The 19,342-nt window shown below is 59.9% G+C and carries 15 protein-coding genes and 1 pseudogene; 1 reads left to right on the top strand and 15 read right to left on the bottom strand.

The window, feature by feature from the left end; genetic code table 11:
- Positions 1-46 precede the first annotated feature (46 nt).
- The 13 genes and pseudogenes from IWX87_RS00525 to IWX87_RS00465 all read right to left on the bottom strand — a co-directional run bounded on the left by IWX87_RS00525 (position 47) and on the right by IWX87_RS00465 (position 14,100).
- Entirely contained in the window at positions 47-2,617 is a 2,571-nt protein-coding gene (locus tag IWX87_RS00525) for an ABC transporter permease (RefSeq protein WP_196861557.1), read from the bottom strand.
- Between the two features lie 193 nt (positions 2,618-2,810).
- Positions 2,811-3,518, bottom strand: coding sequence for a formate dehydrogenase accessory sulfurtransferase FdhD (locus IWX87_RS19970; RefSeq protein WP_370583725.1), 708 nt, complete (start codon positions 3,516-3,518; stop codon positions 2,811-2,813).
- Positions 3,510-4,109: pseudogene (locus tag IWX87_RS00515) on the bottom strand (formate dehydrogenase accessory sulfurtransferase FdhD); the annotation flags it as partial. The gene IWX87_RS19970 and the pseudogene IWX87_RS00515, both read right to left, overlap by 9 nt.
- A 71-nt stretch (positions 4,110-4,180) precedes the next feature.
- Positions 4,181-4,570, bottom strand: coding sequence for a hypothetical protein (locus tag IWX87_RS00510; protein WP_196861556.1), 390 nt, complete (start codon positions 4,568-4,570; stop codon positions 4,181-4,183).
- Between the two features lie 21 nt (positions 4,571-4,591).
- On the bottom strand, positions 4,592-5,800 hold the full coding sequence (locus tag IWX87_RS00505; protein WP_196861555.1) for a formate dehydrogenase subunit gamma: 1,209 nt from the start codon (positions 5,798-5,800) through the stop codon (positions 4,592-4,594).
- 11 nt (positions 5,801-5,811) lie between these two features.
- On the bottom strand, positions 5,812-6,027 hold the full coding sequence (locus IWX87_RS00500) for a hypothetical protein (protein WP_370583705.1): 216 nt from the start codon (positions 6,025-6,027) through the stop codon (positions 5,812-5,814).
- Between the two features lie 11 nt (positions 6,028-6,038).
- Positions 6,039-6,659: a formate dehydrogenase FDH3 subunit beta gene (fdh3B, locus tag IWX87_RS00495; RefSeq protein WP_029525759.1), complete on the bottom strand. Its 621-nt coding sequence runs from the start codon at positions 6,657-6,659 to the stop codon at positions 6,039-6,041.
- Positions 6,660-6,671: 12 nt separating this feature from the next.
- Positions 6,672-9,647: a formate dehydrogenase subunit alpha gene (locus tag IWX87_RS00490; protein WP_196861553.1), complete on the bottom strand. Its 2,976-nt coding sequence runs from the start codon at positions 9,645-9,647 to the stop codon at positions 6,672-6,674.
- 55 nt (positions 9,648-9,702) lie between these two features.
- Positions 9,703-9,909, bottom strand: a complete 207-nt coding sequence (locus IWX87_RS00485; RefSeq protein WP_196861552.1) for a formate dehydrogenase — start codon at positions 9,907-9,909, stop codon at positions 9,703-9,705.
- Positions 9,910-10,110: 201 nt separating this feature from the next.
- The gene (locus IWX87_RS00480) at positions 10,111-10,725 is read right to left on the bottom strand and encodes a molecular chaperone (RefSeq protein ID WP_196861551.1); all 615 of its coding nucleotides are present in this window, start codon (positions 10,723-10,725) and stop codon (positions 10,111-10,113) included.
- A 16-nt stretch (positions 10,726-10,741) separates the two neighbouring features.
- Positions 10,742-12,829 (bottom strand): 4Fe-4S binding protein, encoded by a 2,088-nt coding sequence (locus IWX87_RS00475; RefSeq protein WP_196861550.1) that lies wholly within the window; start codon positions 12,827-12,829, stop codon positions 10,742-10,744.
- Positions 12,792-13,514: a DUF3306 domain-containing protein gene (locus tag IWX87_RS00470; RefSeq protein WP_196861549.1), complete on the bottom strand. Its 723-nt coding sequence runs from the start codon at positions 13,512-13,514 to the stop codon at positions 12,792-12,794. The genes IWX87_RS00475 and IWX87_RS00470 overlap by 38 nt, the downstream gene beginning before the upstream one ends.
- Positions 13,507-14,100 (bottom strand): DUF3305 domain-containing protein, encoded by a 594-nt coding sequence (locus IWX87_RS00465; protein WP_231374275.1) that lies wholly within the window; start codon positions 14,098-14,100, stop codon positions 13,507-13,509. Before IWX87_RS00465 ends, IWX87_RS00470 begins: the two co-directional genes overlap by 8 nt.
- A gap of 170 nt (positions 14,101-14,270) precedes the next feature.
- Between IWX87_RS00465 and IWX87_RS00460 the strand changes: the two genes are divergently transcribed.
- Complete coding sequence (locus IWX87_RS00460; protein WP_196861548.1) at positions 14,271-14,768, top strand: C40 family peptidase; 498 nt, start codon at positions 14,271-14,273, stop codon at positions 14,766-14,768.
- A gap of 622 nt (positions 14,769-15,390) precedes the next feature.
- Here IWX87_RS00460 and IWX87_RS00455 read toward each other — a convergent pair.
- The gene (locus IWX87_RS00455; protein WP_196868278.1) at positions 15,391-17,586 is read right to left on the bottom strand and encodes a galactose oxidase-like domain-containing protein; all 2,196 of its coding nucleotides are present in this window, start codon (positions 17,584-17,586) and stop codon (positions 15,391-15,393) included.
- Positions 17,587-17,615: 29 nt separating this feature from the next.
- Entirely contained in the window at positions 17,616-18,485 is an 870-nt protein-coding gene (locus tag IWX87_RS00450; RefSeq protein ID WP_231376497.1) for a DUF3466 family protein, read from the bottom strand.
- Positions 18,486-19,342: the final 857 nt, after the last annotated feature.

Below are 19,342 nucleotides of genomic sequence, written 5' to 3'. Positions count from 1 at the left end.
CCGGATTCCCGCTTGTGCGGCAGTGCCAAGGCCACGCAGCTGGGTTTTACTGGGCCTTGCGCAGCGTTTCCACCACCGGGGTCTTCAGAACGGCGCGCAGTCCCCACCAGCCGGCGGCCAGCGCCAGGGCCGCGCCGGCCAGGCTGCCAAACACCGGCACAGTCCACGAACCGGTCCAGTTGAAGTCGAACACATAGCGCGCCAGGCCCCAGCCGACCACCAGCGCCACCATCGACGCCAGGAAACCGGCCAGCAAACCGACACCGGCCAACTCGGCGCGCTGCACCTGCCGCAGCAGTGACGCCCGGGCGCCCACGGCGCGCATGATGGCGAATTCTCGGGCGCGTTCCTCGCGGGTGGCGGTGATGGCGGCAAACAGCACCACCAGTCCCGCCGCCAGTGTGAAGCCGAACAGAAACTCGACCGCCCGGATCACCTGGTCGAGCACCCGCTGCACCTGCGCCAGCGTGCTGCTCATGTCCACATTGGTGATGTTGGGAAAGGCACGCACCAGCGTGTTGTCAAAGCTTTGCGGCCGGGGCTGCCCGCTGGCCACCGGGTCGGCGGGTTCGGGTGCGCGAAAAGCGCTGATGAAGGTCACCGGCACGTCGGCGGCAAGTTGTGCCACCGGGTACATGACGAAAAAGTTCACATGCATCGAGCCCCAGTCCACCTTGCGCAGGCTGGTGATCCTGGCTTCGTTGGTCTGGCCGGCAATGTCGAAACGCAGGCTGTCGCCAAGCTTCAGGCCCAGCGTTTCGGCCAGACCTTCCTCGACGCTGATGGCGCCTGCTTCATTGGGTGTCCAGCGGCCGGCAACCACCTGGTTGTGGGCCGGCTTTTCGGCGCTGTTGGACAGGTTGAACTCGCGGTCCACCAGTCGCCTGGCGCGGTCGTCCTCGTAATTCCCGGGCGTGATGTCCTTGCCGTTGATGGCCACCAGCCGGCCGCGAATCATCGGGTACCAGTCAAACTTGGTCACGCCGCCGTCCTTGAGCGCCTGCTGAAAGGCGTCGCCCTGGTCGGGCTGCACATTGATGACAAAACGGTTGGGCGCATCCGCCGGCGTCGCCTGGCGCCAGCTGCTGATGAGGTCGGTGCGCAGCAGCACCAGCAGCATCAGCGCCAGCAGGCCGATGGCCAGGGCGCTGGTCTGCACCACTGCATAGACCGGCCGGGCCGACAACTGGCGCGTGGCCAGCACCAGCCAGCGCGGCGCGGTGGCTTCATTGACGCTAGCGCGCAGCAGCCTGACGGCGGCGTAGCTGGCAGCGGCAAACACCAGAACGGCGCCGGCAAAGCCGCCAACGGCGATCAGGCCGAGCTTCAAGTCGCTGCTGGCAGCCATCAGCAAGGCTGCAAAGCCCAGAATGCCCACGCCCAGCACCAGCATCGACACCGGCTTAAGGTTGCCGACATCGCGGCGAATTACCCGCAGTGGCGGCACCTGGGCCAGTTGCAGCACTGGCGGCAGCCCGAACGCCAGCAAAAGCGTCAAGCCCATGCCCATGCCAAACGCCGCCGGCCAGAAGGTCGCAGCCGGCAAGGTAGCGCTGACCAGCCCGGCCAGCAACAACACAAACACGTAATGCACGGCAAAACCGAGTGCCACGCCCAGCGCGCTGGCCACCAGGCCGGCAAGCACAAATTCAAATGTGTAGGCCAGTGCAATGGTCCGCTGCGGCTGACCCAGCACGCGCAGCATGGCGCAGTCGTCCAGGTGCTTGGCGGCAAAGCTGCGCGCAACGATGGCGACGGCCACGGCGCTGAGCAGCGCGGCCAGCAGCGCCACCAGGTTCAGGAATTTTTCGGCCCGCTCCAGCGTCTGCTGCATCTGCGGGCTGCCGCTCTCCAGGGATTCGAGCCGCGCGCCGCGCAGCGCTGTTTCAGCGCCCGGCTTGTTCAGCTCGTCGGTGGCCCAAGTGACATAGGACTTGACGGCTTGCGCGTCATTGCTTGCCACGGCAAAGCGGTAATTGGTGCGGCTGGCTGGCTGGATCAGGCCAGTGGCAGCGACGTCAAGCTGGTTGACCATGACGCGCGGTGAAAAGCTGATGAAGCCGGAACCCCGGTCAGGTTCCTGCACGATCACGCGGGTGACGGTGAATCGGGCATCGCCCATCAGCAGCGGCTGGCCGAGCTTCAGCCCCAGCGCATCGAGCAGCGCTGCATCGACCCAGGCGGTGCCGGGTGCGGGAATGTCACGCGTCGGCTGCGCCGTGGTTTCATCAAGGCTGGTGGCTACCCTCATGTTGCCGCGCAGCGGGTAAGTTTCGGGAACAGCCTTGAAAGCCACCAGCTTGCTGGCGCCACCGTCCTCTTCCCGGGCGCGGGCCATGGTCGGAAAAGTGACGGTGGAAATGGCGTTCAGGCCCAGTGACCGGGCTTTTTCAATGAAAAGCGCCGGAATCGGGCCATCGCTGCGCACCACGGCATCGCCGCCGAGCAACTGCAGGGCGTCCCGCTGCAGCCCGCCATTGAGCCGGTCGGCAAAAAACCCGACAGCCGTAAGAGACGCCACAGCCAGCGTGACCGCCACCATCAGCAGTCGCAACTCGCCCGCCCGCAGATCGCGCAGCAGGGTTTTCCAGCCGAGCTTGAGAAAAAGAGTGTTCATGGCGTGACCTTAGCGCAGAACCGGTAAGGGGTACGCAATTAAGGGTTGATGTGCGGGGATAAGCAGTCTCGCGGCCAAGCTGGCCTTGCCAAGGTTTTCAGGTTATTTTTACAAGCCAAAAATGTAGTTTGCGCATATTGCGCTTGTGCTGACAGCTATCAAAAAAGAATCTTGTCTGCGCTGGCAACACGACTCACCCCGCACCGGCTGAAACAGAAGCTGCAACCAGCAAGCCAGGCTCCAGTCGAAGCCGCTCGGCATGGGTATAGCAAAGAAACCGTTTGTTGGTGGCACGGCCAATTGCGCACAAGCCGACCAATTGCGCCACCTGGTGGCCCATTTGCGTGATGCCGCTGCGCGAGACCACCACCGGCACGCCCATCTGCGCCGACTTGATGACCATCTCGCTGGTCAGCCGGCCGGTGGTGTAGAAGACCAGCCCTGAAGCAGTTGAAGCCGCGGCATCCGATACAGCATGCGCAGCTGAGTCATCCGCCTCTGCACCAGCAAGGGCCGCTGATCCGGCTTTGCCGGGCTGCAGGCGCAGCGCCCCTTCGGCGGGGTCCGATACAGCAAGCGCGGGGGAGTTCTGCGTCTCTGCACCAGCAAGGGCCGCGGAACCGGCTTTGCCGGGCCGCAGGCGCAGCGCCCCCTCGGCGGGGTCCGATACAGCAAGCGCGGGGGAGTTCTGCGTCTCTGCACCTGCAAGGGCCGCGGAACCGGCTTTGCCGGGCTGCAGGCGCAGCGCCCCTTCGGCGGAGTCCGATACGGCAAGTGCGGGGGAGTTCTGCGTCTCTGCACCTGCAAGGGCCGCGGAACCGGCTTTGCCGGGCTGCAGGCGCAGCGCCCCCTCGGGGGGCAGCGAACCACACGGAGTGGGGAGCGTGGGGGCTTCATTCATCCACATCCAGCCGGCGATGGTGTCGATGGCGTTGTGCCGCCCGACATCTTCGACAAACAGCAGCATGTCGGATTCGCCGGAAGCAGTTGAAAACAACGCGCAGGCATGAACCGAGCCGGCTGACTTGTAGGTGGTTTCCTTGAGCCGGATGGTGTTAACCAAACTGTAGAGCTGGCTTTGCGTGATGGCTGCCTCTTCGGGCAGTGCGATCTGGTCCACCTCGTCCATCAGGCCACCAAACACGCTGCCTTGCCCGCACCCGGTAGTAACCACCCGGTGTGCGGTTTTTTCCTCGATGTCCTCGATGCCGTGGCGCGTTTTGACGGCGGCGGCACCCACATCCCAATCAACCGTGATCGACTCGATGTCGGCGACGTCCCGCACCAGGCGCTGGTTGCGCAGGTAGCCCAGCACCAGCAGTTCGGGGTTCGCCCCCAGCGTCATCAACGTGACCAGTTCGCGCTTGTCAACATACACCGTCAGCGCACGCTCGGCAGGAATCGAGACTTTTTGCTGTTCGCCAAATTCGTTGACCGCATCAATCTCGCTGGTCAGCGGTGCCCGGGCTTTCGTCAGATAGGGAAGTGTCATGGAAAAAAGAGTACCGTAAAAAAAGGCCGGCACCTTGCGGTCCGGCCTTTCAGAAAAAGAAATAGCAAAAATCAGGGCTTTCTGGCCGGATTCATAACGGCATCAGGCACCGTGCTGCTGGGCGGGCTGGCAGCCGTGGTGGCTGGTGAATGGGCGCCTGACGCCTCAATGGGTTTGGCCGCATTAGCAGGTGCAGCGACGTAACTGCCCGGATTGGCACAAGGCGGAGTGGCCGTCGCCGGCTTGGTTTCTTTGCCAGCAGTCTGAGCAGAAGCCATATACATGGCGGCTACCCGGTCCTGCGCCTGACACAGCTGGTAAGCATCGACTTTTGAAGTCCATGCTGCCTTGCCGGCAGCTTCATCGGACTTGGCCTTGGCCTCGGCCGAAAGTGCCGGCAGTTTCGCCATTGCCAGCGTACAGACACCGAGCATCAGGCTGGTAATGAGGTATTTTTTCATGGAAATCCTTGGCTCTTGTCTTTATGCCTGAACCGCCGGTATGGCAGGGGGCACGGGTTGGCTGCGCTGGGCAGGAATGCGGCCCGCCTTGACCTCGTCATACCAGTATTCGTGGTGGTCTTTGGCCCAGGCTTCGTCCACATAACCGGTTCTCATTGCTTTGTAGGCATCCTGCATGCCGATGGTGCCCAAATAAATATGCCCCATGAACATGGCCATCATGAAAACTGTGGCCACGGCATGGACCATGTGCGCAATCTGCATGGTTCCCCGCTCATAAACCATGCCAGGCACAATTTTGTCCAGCACGAAGCCGGAGGACACCACGATCAAGCCCAGGAAGAACACGCCGCCCCAGAAAACAACTTTTTCACCCGCGTTGAAGCGGTTGGATGCAGGCTCGTTGCCTGAAAACAGGCCGCCACCTTTTCGCAACCAGTTCAAGTCGCCCTTTTGCGGCCAGTTGTCGCGCAAAAATGTAAAAAATACAATCACCAGCGACACGGCAAAAAGTGGACCGGCAAAGTTATGCATGTTTTTCAGAACATAGGTCAGCCAGCCATACAGCGTGCCCCCCATGACCGGCAACATGAAGAACTTGCCAAATGCCATCACCAGGCCCGAGATGGCCAGAATCGAGAAAGCTATCGCATTGGACCAGTGCGCTGCGCGTTCAAAAGGTGTAAAACGCTCAATCTTTTTTCCGTTGTCAGGCGTATGGTTCTTGATTGAACCCTTGCTGAAATAAAAGAGCGCAATGGCAAGCACCACGATCACCAGCAGCGCGCCGCCATAAGGAATCAGCCAGTTGTTGCGTACCTGGCGCCACGCGTCGCCCGCATTGGTCAGGCGTGAACCAGGATATTGCACGAAGGGCTGAATCAGGTTGCCAGCCTCCGGTGCCTGACTTTTGGGCAGGCTGCTGTGTCCCGTGACACCCGCACCGACCTGGCGCCACATGGGGGCATTGTTGCCGGGCTGGACCTTGGCGCGCTCGCCATTGGTCTGGCTGGCATAACCCGGAAGTTCATTGGCGTCAGGCTTGACTTCGAAAATGTTCTGGCTCTGGACACCTCCCATGGCAGGCGGTGCGCTGGGCGCAGCCTGGGTGGTGGCAGGCGCTTGCGCCTCCATGGCGGGCACAGAACCGACAGGCGCCGGGGCCTGCGCAGCAACCGGTCCTGCCAAACCAATTGCTATTAAAAATATAGCTAATTGCGCATGCTTCATAAGGCCTCCGGTCAGTTTATCTTGGAGTACTCGTTCTGGGTGTTCTGCATGCGGGTTTTCAGCCCCTGCTCCCAGCTGTTTTTGTCACCCGCGTTCCAGCCCGGGGTTACAAACGAGTTTTTCGCGCCTTGAAACGCGGCAACGTGGCCTTTGTTACCGCCCAGGGTCTGCGGTTTTTCGCCGCAGGCAGACAAGCCCGCCAAGGCGACCAAAACCGGAATCAGCAAGACAAGCCTTGTCATGATTTCGCTCCTGCTGGCGGCTGGCCCGCCTGCTTGGAGCCGTAAGCCGTGCCCCAGCCCCAGACTTCGGCGCCCTTGCCGCGCTGCACGACGCGGTTGCGGAAAATATCCGCCACCACATCGCCATCGCCCGCAAGCAATGCCTTGGTCGAGCACATTTCGGCGCAGGCAGGCAACTTGCCTTCCGCCAGCCGGTTGCGGCCGTATTTTTCAAACTCCGCCTGGCTGCCGTTGACCTCGGGGCCACCGGCACAAAAAGTGCATTTGTCCATCTTGCCGCGCACACCGAAGGTGCCGGTGGAAGGAAACTGCGGCGCACCAAACGGGCAGGCATAAGAGCAGTAGCCACAGCCAATGCAGATGTCCTTGTCGTGCAGCACCACACCTTCGTCGGTGCGGTAAAAGCAGTTGACCGGACACACCGCCATGCAGGGGGCGTCGCTGCAGTGCATGCAGGCCACCGAGATGGATTTTTCTCCGGGAACGCCATCATTGAGTGTCACCACGCGGCGACGGTTTACGCCCCAAGGGACTTCGTTTTCGTTTTTGCAAGCGGTGACGCAGCCGTTGCATTCAATGCAGCGTTCCGCGTCACAGACAAATTTCATGCGTGCCATTTTTATTCTTCCTTATGCTCGTTCGACATTACAAACCGTCGTTTTCGTTTCCTGCATCATCGTCACGCTGTCGTAGCCGTAAGTGGTGCCGGTGTTGATGGCTTCACCACGAACAACGGGGTGCGCACCTTCCGGGTAATACGCCAGCATGTCGGCGCCCTGCCAGCGACCTGAAAAATGGAAAGGCATGAACACGGTGTCGGGACCGACACGTTCGGTCACCATCGCCTGCACATTGAGACGCGCGCCGGTCGGCGTGCTGACCCAGGCGCGCTCGCCGTTGCGGATGCCTTTTTCGGCGGCCACCTTGGGGTTGATCTCGATGAACATTTCCTGCTGCAACTCGGCCAGCCACGGATTGGACCGGGTTTCCTCGCCGCCGCCTTCGTATTCGACCAGCCGGCCGGACGTCATGATCAGCGGAAATTTCTCATGCACCTTGTCGGCGATGTTCTTGTCCTGCAATGTTTTGTACAGTGTTGGCAGGCGCCAAAAAGTCTTCTTATCATCATGCGTCGGATATTTAGCCGCCAAGTCAGGCCGAGTGCCATAAAGCGGTTCCCGATGCTGCGGAATCGCATCAGGAAAGTTCCATACCACGGCGCGCGCCTTGGCATTACCGAACGGATAGCAGCCGTGGTTTTTCATGACCACACGGATGATGCCGCCGGATGAATCGGTCTTCCAGTTCTTGCCCTCGGCAGCGGCTTTTTCAGGTTCGCTCAATTCGCCCCACCAGCCGAGCTTTTTCACCAGGATGTGGTCGAACTCCGGATAACCCGTGGTGATGTCAGCCCCCAGCGAATGCGAGCCGTCTTCAGCCAGCAAGGTCTTGCCTTCACGCTCGACGCCAAAGTTGGCGCGGAAGTTTCCGCCGCCGTCCATGACGTGCTTGGAAGTGTCGTACAGGTTGGGTGAGCCGGGGTGCTTCAGCTCCGGCGTGCCCCAGCACGGCCATGGCAGGCCAAAATAGTCGCCTGTCGTGTCGTAACCGGTCAGCTTGTCCTTGCCGCCTTTGGATTTAAGGGTCTTGACATCAAACAGGTGCATGTTGCGCATGTGCGCCTTCAGGCGCTCCGGACTCTGGCCGGTGTAGCCGATGGTCCAGCAGGTCTTGTTGATTTCGCGCAGGATGTCCTCGGGCACGGGCTCGTCCATGCCCTTGACCTTTTGCATTTTGTAGTTCTTGGACAACTCCTTGCCAAAGCCCAGGCGGTCGGCGAACTGCTGCATGATCATGTGGTCGCTACGGCTTTCCCACAGCGGCTCAATCACTTTTTCACGCCATTGCAGCGAACGGTTCGATGCAGTCACTGAGCCGCTGGTTTCAAACTGCGTGGCCGCCGGCAGCAGGTACACCGCGCGGTTCGGGTTCAAATCTTCGGCCTTGCCGGGCATGGCGGCCATGGCAGCGGTGGCTGACGGGTACGGGTCCACCACGACCAGCAAATCGAGCTTGTCCATGGCCCGTTTCATTTCCAGTCCCCGGGTCTGGGAGTTGGGGGCATGACCCCAATAGAAGACGCCGCGCAGGTTGGAATCCTGGTCAATGTATTCGTTTTTCTCCAGCACACCGTCAATCCAGCGCGACACGGTGATGCCGGGCTTGCCCATCATGGCAGGCGAGGCGTAGCGGCTCTTGATCCAGTCAAAGTCAACGCCCCAGGTCTTGGCAAAATGTTTCCACGAGCCTTCGGCCAAGCCGTAGTAGCCCGGCAGCGAGTCAGGATTGGGGCCGACATCGGTAGCGCCCTGCACGTTGTCGTGGCCCCGGAAAATGTTGGTGCCGCCGCCGCTTTTACCTACGTTGCCCAGGGCCAGCTGCAGGATGCAAGACGCGCGAACGATGGCATTGCCAGTGGTGTGCTGGGTCTGCCCCATGCACCAGACAATGGTTGAGGGCCGGTTCATCGCCATCATCTGTGCCGCTTTGAACACTTGCGCTTCCGGCACGCCGCAGGCTTCCTCGACCTTGTCAGGCGTCCATTTGGCCAGCACTTCTTCCTTGATTTTCTCCATGCCGTAAACACGGTCGTTGATGTACTTGGTATCTTCCCAGCCGTTCTTGAATATGTGGTGCAGCATGCCGAACACAAACGGAATGTCAGAGCCGGAGCGAATGCGGATGTATTCGTCAGCCTTGGCGGCAGTGCGCGTGAAACGTGGGTCCACCACGATCATCTTGCAACCCTTTTCCTTGGAATGCAGCATGTGCAGCATGCTGACCGGATGGGCCTCGGCGGCGTTCGAGCCGATGTACAACGCGCACTTGCTGTTTTGCATGTCGTTGTACGAATTGGTCATGGCGCCGTAGCCCCAGGTGTTGGCAACACCCGCCACCGTGGTCGAGTGGCAGATGCGGGCCTGGTGGTCGCAGTTGTTGCTGCCCCAGAAACTCATCCACTTGCGCAGCAAATACGACTGCTCGTTGTTGTGCTTGGACGAACCGATCACATACACCGAATCCGGGCCGCTTTCTTTGCGCAAGGCCAGCATGCGCTCGGTGATTTCATTCAGCGCCGTGTCCCAGCTGATACGCTCGTACTTGCCATTGACCAGCTTCATCGGATAGCGCAGGCGGTACTCGCCATGGCCATGCTCGCGCAGTGCAGCACCTTTGGCGCAGTGCGCACCCAGGTTGATGGGCGAATCAAATACCGGTTCCTGACGTACCCAGACGCCGTTTTCGACTACTGCATCGACTGCGCAGCCGACTGAGCAATGCGAGCAAATCGTGCGTTTCACCTCTATTTTTGAGGTACCCGTGGCTTCACCAGATGCAGCGGCATTGGCTTTTTTGACCAGTGTCAGCTGCGTTGCTGCCAAACCGACGCCAACCCCCAAACCTGAACGCCGCAGGAAAGCGCGCCGATCCATGGTGGGCAGGGCGTGGGACAGACCACGTGTAAGGCTTTGCACAAAGCGCGGAGAACCTGCGCGGTGCGCTGTCGAACCCAAGGTACTGGAAGATTTTTTCGTGAGCAGCATGAAGCTCTCCGTGAGAATTAAAGAAGAAATATCCGGGAAGAGAGATCAGACGAGATCAGACGCGCGCCGTCTTGTAATAGCGCTCGACATGCTCCGAGACGCTATAGCCACCGCCTTTTTCAGGTGCGGGCTTGGGAACCGCAACGGTAACTTCAGCGAGCTGCACTCGCGGCAGCGCCATCACGGCAGCAGCGGCTGCGCCGGTGGCTGCGGCACCGAAGAAGAAACCCCGGCGGGAGGGTTTGGGCTGGCTTTCTTGCATTTTTGCTTCCTGAAATTTTGGCGGTATATATGTAGCAATTTTCATAACTTTACGTCAGAGACAAGCGCACCACAATGGGTCACGGAGATAATGTCCAAAAACCAAGGGGAAACCATAGCGAATCAAAGATTTACATGTGCGCACCATGCTGGATATGGCTGTCACTCCGTGGCGGCGATCACGGGCTGAAAATAAAAGGTCTCAGTCCAGCATGTCAAAACCCTGCGTTTCAACGCTGACAAAGGATTGCGCAAAGCCGCAGAGTGCACGGTAGAAACGCGCCTTCGGATGCCGCATGACCGCCTCGCACATCATGGGGAACCAGGGCTGCACATGGCGGGTGAAAAATGTCCGCTGGCGCGTGAGATTGGCCACTTCGACATCGTCGCCGGCAATCAGGTAACGCATGACTTCGCACAGGTAGGCAGCATGGTCTTCTGTCTCTGACATGGCGCCGTCGCGCGCCAGGCCAAGGTCCGCCAGGTCGGTGCGCAGCGCTGCCAGCGGTTTTTCATTCAGAAAGCCGCTGAGGTAGTGGGAGCCGAAAAGATAGACCTCGGGTTTGCCCACGCCGCCGAACAAGGCGTCGTATTCACGGCGGATTTCGTCCAGCGACTGTTCACGCGCAGCAGCAACCAGCTCGCCCCAGGGGCTTTCCAGCAGCGCGCCAGCGGCCGGGGCCTGGGTCACGGCCACGCGCAGCCTGTCGTGCAAGTCGGCTGAAGGCGCCGCATAAAGCAATGCGGCGAGCAGGCCGTAGACCTCGGCACGCGCGGTTTCTTCGTCGAGGGTGGAGGCGGTGAGTTGGGCTTGCATGGATCGTTGCCAGTGGTTAGCGAATGTCGGAAATCTTGACTTCGTTGTCGGCCGAATAGATGTCGATCACCCGGCAGTCGCTGCACATCTTCAGGCGATCAGCCGCCGCACCCTGGAACATGGCATGGCCGGCCAGTTTGCCCAGCATGGATTCGATTGCCTTGAGCGTACCGAAAGGCTTGCTGCAGCGGATGCAGGCATAGGGCTGCATCTCGTTGATCACCACGGCTTCCCTGCGCTGGGGCGTGAGCCTGAGCTGGGGCACCAGCGTCAGCGCGTTTTCAGGACAGGTCGTGACACACAGACCGCATTGCACGCAGTTTTTTTCAATGAACCGGAGCTGCGGGCGTTCGGCGTTGTCCTGCAGGGCGCTGGCCGGGCAGGCGCTGACACAGCTCAGGCACAGCGTGCAGGCATCCTTATTGATGGCCAGCGCACCCAGCGGCGATGCGGCCGGCAACGCAATCGCTTCGGTTTTGAGCGGCTTGACTGGTGTGATTGAGGTAGCCGACATAACCGGCGCCTGCGCCATCAAATGGTCGAGCGCCAGCTCCAGCGTGGCGCGCTTGTCGGCCTGCACGGCAAAGCCGGCGGGCTGGGCAACGCCCTGCGCAGGCGCGGGCTGCAACTGCAGATCAAGCGCCGCCAGATCGCGCGCATCTTTTGCCTCCAGCAAACGGAAATGCTCACCTGAAAAACCGAGTCCGGTGAGGATGGCCTGCGCCACGTCCATCTGCTCGCGCACGGCTTCACGGTACTGCGGCGCTTCTTCGCCAGTCATCAGCACCCACACCTGCGACGCGCCATACGCCACGCTGGAGAGCCACAGCTCCAGGCCGGTTGAAGCGGTGTGAAACAGGCCCAGTGGCATCACGCGCGCCGGCACACCACGAATCGCCGGGTCGAGCCGGGCCCTGCGGCCCAAGTCGCCGAGCAGACGCGTGCCGGCTTCCTGGCTGTGCAACAGCAGCGCGGCATGCTTTCCGCCGGATTTGGCGTAGGTGGTCAGCAAGGTCTTGATTTTTGTACCCTGCTCGGCAGGGCGCGGGTAGGCATAAGAAATGGCGCCGGTCGGGCAGACCGTGGTGCAGGCGCCGCAGCCAACGCACAGATTGGGATTGACCTTGATCTGCTGGCGACTTTTTTCACTGCTGATGGCAGAGGCCGAACACACGTCAATGCAGGCATTGCAGCCCACGGTGTTGTTGCGGCTGTGGGCGCACAGCTTTTGCTTGTAGTTGAAAAACTTGGGCTTTTCAAACTCGCCCACCAGCGAACGCAGTTGCAGCAGCATACGGCTGTCCTGGCCATCCCAGCGGAAATAGCCTTGCGGCAGCGCATGCTGGGTAAAGGCGGGTGTGGCGCGCAGGTCGAGCACCAGGTCGAATTTTTCGCTCAGTGCTTCGGGCTCGCGGCTGAAATCGATGGCGCCGGCGACGCCGCAAACCTTCACGCAGGCCCGGTGCGACTGGCACAGGCTCATGTCGATCTGGTAGTCAAAGCCAATGGCGCCTTCCGGGCAGGCCGACAGGCAAGCGTTGCAGCGGGTGCACAGGTCCAGGTCAATCGGGTTGTTGCGCGTCCAGTTCAACTCGAAAGCGCCCAGCCAGCCGGTCAGTTGCTTGATTTGCCCGGCCAGCACCGGATAGCGCCGTTCCTGCAGACCGCCGCCCTGGCCTGCGCCCAGACTGAACAGTGTGACGTCAAGCGCATCCGAGACCAGTTCGGCAGCGCGCTCGGCGGCATCGAGCGGGCCAATGATAAGCAGGCGACCGGCGCTTTTGTAGGTCACCGTGGGCACCGGTTCGGCATCGGGCAGATGGGCCAGCGCCAACAAGGCGGCAATCTTCGGGCTGGCCTGAATGGCGTCCTTGCTCCAGCCGCCGGTTTCCCGGATATTGACGAACTTGATAACGGACGTGGCGCCTTCGGTTTGCTGGGCGAGTTCGGCAAACAGCCGGGTTTCCTGGGTGCAGGCGACGATGACGTCGTCGCCGGACTGGATGGCTTTCTGGAATGCGCCCGCTTCGCGCCGGCACAGCGTCGAATGCAGCGTCAGGTTTTCATCAAGTGCCGTGCCCAGCGCGCGGGGCTGAAGGGGCATGGTCTGGTTGCAGTCGCAAATGAGAGTTGGCATGGTCGTCGGGTTGGCTGGCGCCGTGATCCTCGAAAGGCTCGGGCTGGCTGGGGAGTTCAGCGATTGGGGTTGTCGGACTGAGAATGTCTTGTGAATTTCCAGGCTGCCTCGACATCTCAAGGTCGTTTTCAACCAATTCAACCGATTTCGTTGAATTTACAGGAGATTGCACTGCAGCGGCTTCTGGATCACTCTCATTATTTTCATCATCTTCGTTAAAAATTTTCAACAGCTTGGCGCCGACCATCTGGCGCAGCATGGATTCCGGAATCGGGTCGGCAATGGAATAGTCGCTGATATAGATGTCGAGGCCGTCCATCACGTTGTAGTGCGGGTCGGTGAAGAGTTTTTTCATGGCGGCGTTGCGCACGTCGGCACCGACATTTTGGGCCATGAAGGGCTTGAAGTCGGAATCCTGGGTAAGGGCTTTCACGTCGTCCAGCGAGAGCAGTTTTTCCGGCGATTCTGCCGGCGGCGTCGAAGGCGCAGAGGCCTGGGCCGAGTCGGCTACAAGCGCGGCGGGTGAGGCGGCGGTGGCAATTACTGGCGCGGCTTTTACCGGTGCGGCAGGCTCGGCCAGTGGCTTGCCCTGCAGCACGTCGGTCTTGCGCCGCGACCAGCGGCCAAGGAATCCGGTGGGCTCTTCAGCCACGACCGCCTCCGCCTCCGCCAAACTTCTTTTCGGTGCTCACGCGGGCCGGGCTGCCAAAGCGGTCGACCAGCGGCTGAAAACTTTGCGGACGCTGGCGGCGCTTGGCTTCAAGCACATGGTGTTCATCAACAAAATGCTGTATCCACTGCACCACGTCGGGCGGTGCGGGCACCTGCTCGACGGTTTCCTGCGCATCGAGCCAGCGGCCGGCGTCGTGGTAGCTCACGGTGACGATTTGCGGTACGGCAACAGGCTCTTCGGCCAGCGCAGCTACTTCTTCCATGCGCCAGACGACCCAGAAGCACGGCTGCGGCGTGGTGACATTGAGGTAGTAGCCTTCTGCATCGCCCCGGTGCAACTCCACCCGGAAGCCGGGATGCAGCCAGCGTTCCTCGCGCTCGTCCTTCAGCAACAGGCGCGGTTGCGTCCCAAAACTGGTCTCATGCGGCACCACATCGGCCAGCGTCCAGCGCCACGGCTGCCACACGTTGTCGATGCGCTCGCGGCGCATCACCACGGCCACATCCATGCACGGTCTGCGAAGGGCGTCATCGGTGTCGGGGGATTGCATCAGGAAATCGGACATGGCCGAAGTGTACGGCGCGCCTGATGCCCGCTGGAATCAAAGTCTTTTTCCGACAGACGTCTGCGGTAGGATGCCACTACAGCTCGCCTGCAATCTGCGAACGGTTTGAGGCGACCGGCTGGTACACACGCTGGCAGGCATCGCGTGCTGCAATTTTGGCTGGAGATTCAATGGTCCATCAGGCATATTCACGAAGGGGATGGGGTCAGTGGCTGGGCAGCATGACGCTGCTGGCTTTTGCCGGTTGCGCCACACAACCCGACCGCAGCCCGCGATCCCTGGACGCTTCACGTACCGGGAGCGATATTGCGCTGTTTGCGCTGTCGCTGCTGGACAGGTCCTATGTGTACGGTGGCCGCGGCCCGGCAACCGGGTTTGATTGCTCAGGACTGGTGTCGCACGTTTATCTTGAGGCCGCCGGCATCGCACTGCGGGGAAGCGCAGCGTCGATGGCCAAAGTCGCACGCCCGGTGAATACGGCCGACCTGATGGCTGGCGACCTGGTGTTTTTCAACACCCTGGGCTATTCGTTTTCGCATGTTGGCATTTATGTGGGCGACGGGCGCTTCGTGCATGCCAGCAACCCGCGAACCGGCGTGAGGACGGACAGGCTGGACAGCAAATACTATGCAACCCGGTTTGAAGGCGCGAAAACAGTATTGAGCTAAGCGTGAGCGTTGAGTGCGCGTGTCGTTTTTTCAGCGCGCCTGCAGCGCCCCCGACCCACCGCCCGGCTTGTTAGCGGCCATTCCCAAACACTCCATCATGAGCGATGCAAGCCCGATTTTTAAAAAACACCGGGTCTGCATACATCCCAATCCCGCTTTCATACACTATAAAATTAATAGCTACTCACGCATACAGGACGTGCGCAATAGCCATTTATCATACATAAGCAGTTACTACTCAGCGCACTCGAAGGGCTTCGCACTTTCTTTTGTCATTACGGACGGAGCCTGCCCGGGACTCGATCCGGGCAGGCTCCGTCCATGACCTCTCTGGGAGAAGTCATGGGTAAGCAAGCCGGGCAATACACCTCGAATCCAGCGCCATCATTGTGGCAAATGGTGTGCCTGAGCAGGTTGCCAGTGTTGGGGCAGCAGCTGTGCAATAAGCCCGTCTGTAAGGGTGCGCTCTGTTACTCGATGACTCGCCGCTTCGCCTCACGCCGAATACCGTCATCAAAGAAAAGCAATTTCAGCAGTTTAGTAATACTTGACTGTGTGGGCAGTCCCTGTAAGCCAGGTAAAGCCCACGATAAAGAGTCGAATAGAGGCCCCGGTTCAACTTTTAGCATGCATATGGGGCCCAGAAGTAAGTGCTGATGGTGGGGTTGTAGCCCGGATTTGCAAACTTGGCAATGTAGAGCTTGCTGTTGTACGACACGACACTGCCGGCAGCATATTGCTGTCCCTGCACCCAGTTTGAAAAGGTGCATGTCGGTGGCGGTGGGGGTGGCGGTGGCGGTGCTTCAGAGCAGGAATATACCGCCCAGAAGTAAGTGCTGATGGTGGGGTCGTAGCCCGGGTTTGCAAACTTGGCAATGTAGAGCTTGCTGTTGTACGACACGACACTGCCGGCAGCATATTGTTGTCCCTGCACCCAGTTTGAGAAGGTGCATGTCGGTGGCGGTGGCGGTGCTTCAGAGCAGAAATATACCGCCCAGAAGTAAGTGCTGATGGTGGGGTCGTAGCCCGGGTTTGCAAACTTGGCGATGTAGAGCTTGCTGTTGTACGACACGATACTGCCGGCAGCATATTGTTTTCCCTGTACCCAGTTTGAAAAGGTACATGTCGCTGGCGGTGATGAGGAGGTTGTCGTGAACGACAAGGCATTCGATGTGCTTGTGTCAGGATTCACCACCGTAATTTGCGCAGTTCCGGCGGCTGCAATATCTCCCGCCGCAATCGCTGCCGAAAGCTGGCCGGAGTTGACAAATGTCGTTGTCCGGCTTGAGCCGTTCCAGCGCACCACGGAGGCGGTTACAAAATTTGAACCCTTCACTGTCAGCGAAAAACTCGGTCCCCCTGCTGTTGCCGTGGCCGGCGCCAGAGACGATACAGCAGACAGCAGGCTACTGGACTGCGGAGTCAGTTGGATCACTCTGGCTGTGGATGGCACGCCATTCTTCAAAAGGAAGACCATGTAATGGCCTGCGGGAACGGTCAGGCTGTTCGGTGCAACGATATTAATACCGCCAGCTGCCTGCGTGATGCTGGTCGAGCTAAAGAAACCTTGATGCATATTGTTTGTATGGGTGACCGAGGGCAGTGCAATCCAGCTCACAGCGTCGATGCCCGCCGCGTCAGGCGTGCCGACGAAAAGACTTTGCCCTTTGTTAACGCTGGCAGGCGCTGATGAAATGACAGGCCTCGCTCCCGCAAAAAGATAGGGCGGCGAAAATATTTCGGTTTGCGTGAGCCCATTGCCTCCGGCAACCAACACGCGGGCATCGGGCAGCAGCAGTGCAGTTGAGTGGTAAATCCTGGCAAGTCTGCCAGCCGCCATGAGGCGCCAGGACTCCGTGACAGGATTCCACAGCTCTGCTTCAAGCACCGGCATGCCCGGACTGCCATTGTTAAACCCTGGTCCGCGCGTGCCGCCGGTTGTCAGCACGGTGCCATCGGGCAGCATGGTTGCATTCATGGATCTTCGAGCCACGCTCATCGAGCCCACGGCACGCCAACTTGGCGTGGCTGCGTTCAGGTCGATGACTTCAGCGGTATTCGTGGGCGGATCGCTCCCGCCTACTGTGAGGATTTTTCCTGGCGCATACATCACGGCGCTGCCGTAATCCCGCACTGCATTGAACGTTCGATTGGCAACGAACGACCATGCCCCCGTGCCGGCAGTGTTCAGATATCGGGTTGCAACTTCGGGGCCTGCATTAAAAACAGAGCCATTAGGCGCAACAAACATGTACGGATAGATAGGCAGGCTCAATTGCGCGGCGGTGAGGTCGCGCCAGGTTCCGGTGGCGGCCTGCCACACTTGCGGCAAGGGATTGGTGCCGTTGGGCGTGTCCACGGCACCCGAGACCACCAGCACGTCCCCGTTGGGAAGCCCGGTCACGGTGGGATACCACCTGCCGAGGTTCATCCGCGCCTGCCGCGTCCAGCTGTTGTTGACAGGGTTGTAAATTGCGGCATCGGGCAGCCCAACCCAGTTGTCAATGTGGCCTCCTGCGACGAACAGCCGTCCGTCCGGCAAGAACGTATGCGCGCTGCAAAACGGATCGAAACCAATCCGGCTCAGGGCTGTCACGCTGCCCGACACGGGGTCCCAGAGCCTTGGGTCATCTCCACTTACGCCGTCCCCTGGCCAAAGCATGACGGTCAAATTGGGAAGCATGTGGATGTGCGTGGGGAAATAGGGGAAATCGGGCCCGTTTTGCCATTGACCGCTCGTTTGAGGGGTTTGCGCCCAAAGCCAGGGCGATCCAAGTGTGCACATTGCCAAGGCAAACCGTAGCAGCCACTGAACCATCAGGTAGACAGGATTTTTCATGATTGCTCTCACCTCAATGGATGCAAAACAAAAATGCGCCGGGCAGCATGGTGGTCCACATGCTCATGGGACTCCTGGGGCGCGCCAGTTTGCCCGTCATGCCCCATCACCACGATGTCCCCTCTCTTGTTGATGCTCAGTGCATCGGTCATCACCAGCCCAGGGATGGTCACCAGCGAATTGAGGTCCAGCATGCCGGTTGCCGCAGTCCAGACAAAAGCGCGATCGCCTTCGGTGCTGCTTGATGTGCCCACCACCTCGCCCCGGTTGTTGACATCGCGGGCTCGGCTGTCACTGCCGCCATTGAGCGTCCCAAGGTCCCGAATGCCGACGCCGCCTGGCTGCCACAGCACTGCCCGCGAACGGTTAGGAAATTCACCAGCGCCAATTGCCACGCCGGCGATGGCGCCGTTTTCAGTGATGCTGACAGCCTCGCTGTTGACAAAGCCAGGCAGTGTGCCCAGGCTGATGATGCCGCCCTTGCGCGGCCAGGCCACAGCCGTCTTCACTTCATTGCCGGATACACCCACGATGTCGCCCCTGTCGTTGAGGTCAAGGGCCCGTGTTGTCAGTGCGCCAATACTTTGGAGCAACTGGACCTCGCCGCGCCGGGTCCACCACACCGCGCGAATTCCAACATCCCCACTGGCATAGCCGGCAGCCTCGCCCAGTTCGTTGATCGCATAGGCTATGCCGCCGTTGGTGCCCGGTGGCAGCGTGAGTTTCTGTACCCCGCCCCTGCGCACCGCTCGGAAAGGATGAAGCGCCTCACTGGTGTTCAAGGCCCCGACAATCTCGCTCTGGTCATTGATGCCATAGGCAACGCTGTTGCCAGCGCCCTGCTCGCCAGCAACGTCCTCGACGGCGTTGTTTGCCATGAAAATCAGCGCTGACGAAGCTTTGCGTTTGTCCTTTTGGAAGCCGCCAGCCACCTCGTTGGTGGAATTCATTCCACGGATTACGGTGGTGGCGCCCGGATTGTCAAGCCTGGCGTACTCAATGGCAGTATAGGCAGGGCGCGTTTGCGCTTGCAACGATGGCAGATACAGCAGGGGGCCCACAGCTGTCACCAAGAGCAACGCCCAATGGAAGACATACAAGCCAAAAAAATGCTCCGAATGCTTATTTCTGCACTCAGTCTGTCTTGACTTAACCATGGCAAGCCTTTCAGCAGACGGTTGTTACCATCTTAAAATTTGTAATTGCAGCTTATTTCCTGTTTCGCATTGATTCACTGCTTCAACACCTGCACCCCTCGCAGCGACGCAATGCACTTGGAAAGTTTCATAACATCACAAGCAATTTTTTCCTTAAATACAGTTATGTATTAACAAGCAAAAAAAATTTCTGTACAAGCTGTACCTAACAAAAACCAAGCGTTCTTATATTTAGAAACATCCCCACGCTTCATAACCGTCGGTGACGTTACCCCGGAGTCAGACAGGTTTGACACCAGTTCAAGTTGTACTGATTTCACGCGGCTGGACGGCGCTGCCCCGGTTTTTGCATTTGGTGTTGCTGACGCCTGGCCTCCTCGAACCCAGCCCCCTCTTACTGGAGCGCAGCACAACCGAGAGTCTTTCTTGGGTCGGGTCCTTATCCACGACCATCGCGCCGCCGCTTGACGTCTTGTGAAGCTCCTGCGGCGTTTGATTTTTCAGGGACGTGTGTGGGCGCTGCCATGAAACATAAATGCCATAACGCTTTTTCCTCCTCGCTGTACAGAATCACGCCA

The sequence above is a fragment of the Polaromonas sp. CG_9.7 genome, assembly GCF_015752205.1.
In the GTDB taxonomy this organism is placed as follows: domain Bacteria; phylum Pseudomonadota; class Gammaproteobacteria; order Burkholderiales; family Burkholderiaceae_C; genus Polaromonas.
The sequence above is the reverse complement of the archived record's forward strand: the minus strand, read 5'-3'. Positions and strand labels throughout refer to the sequence as shown.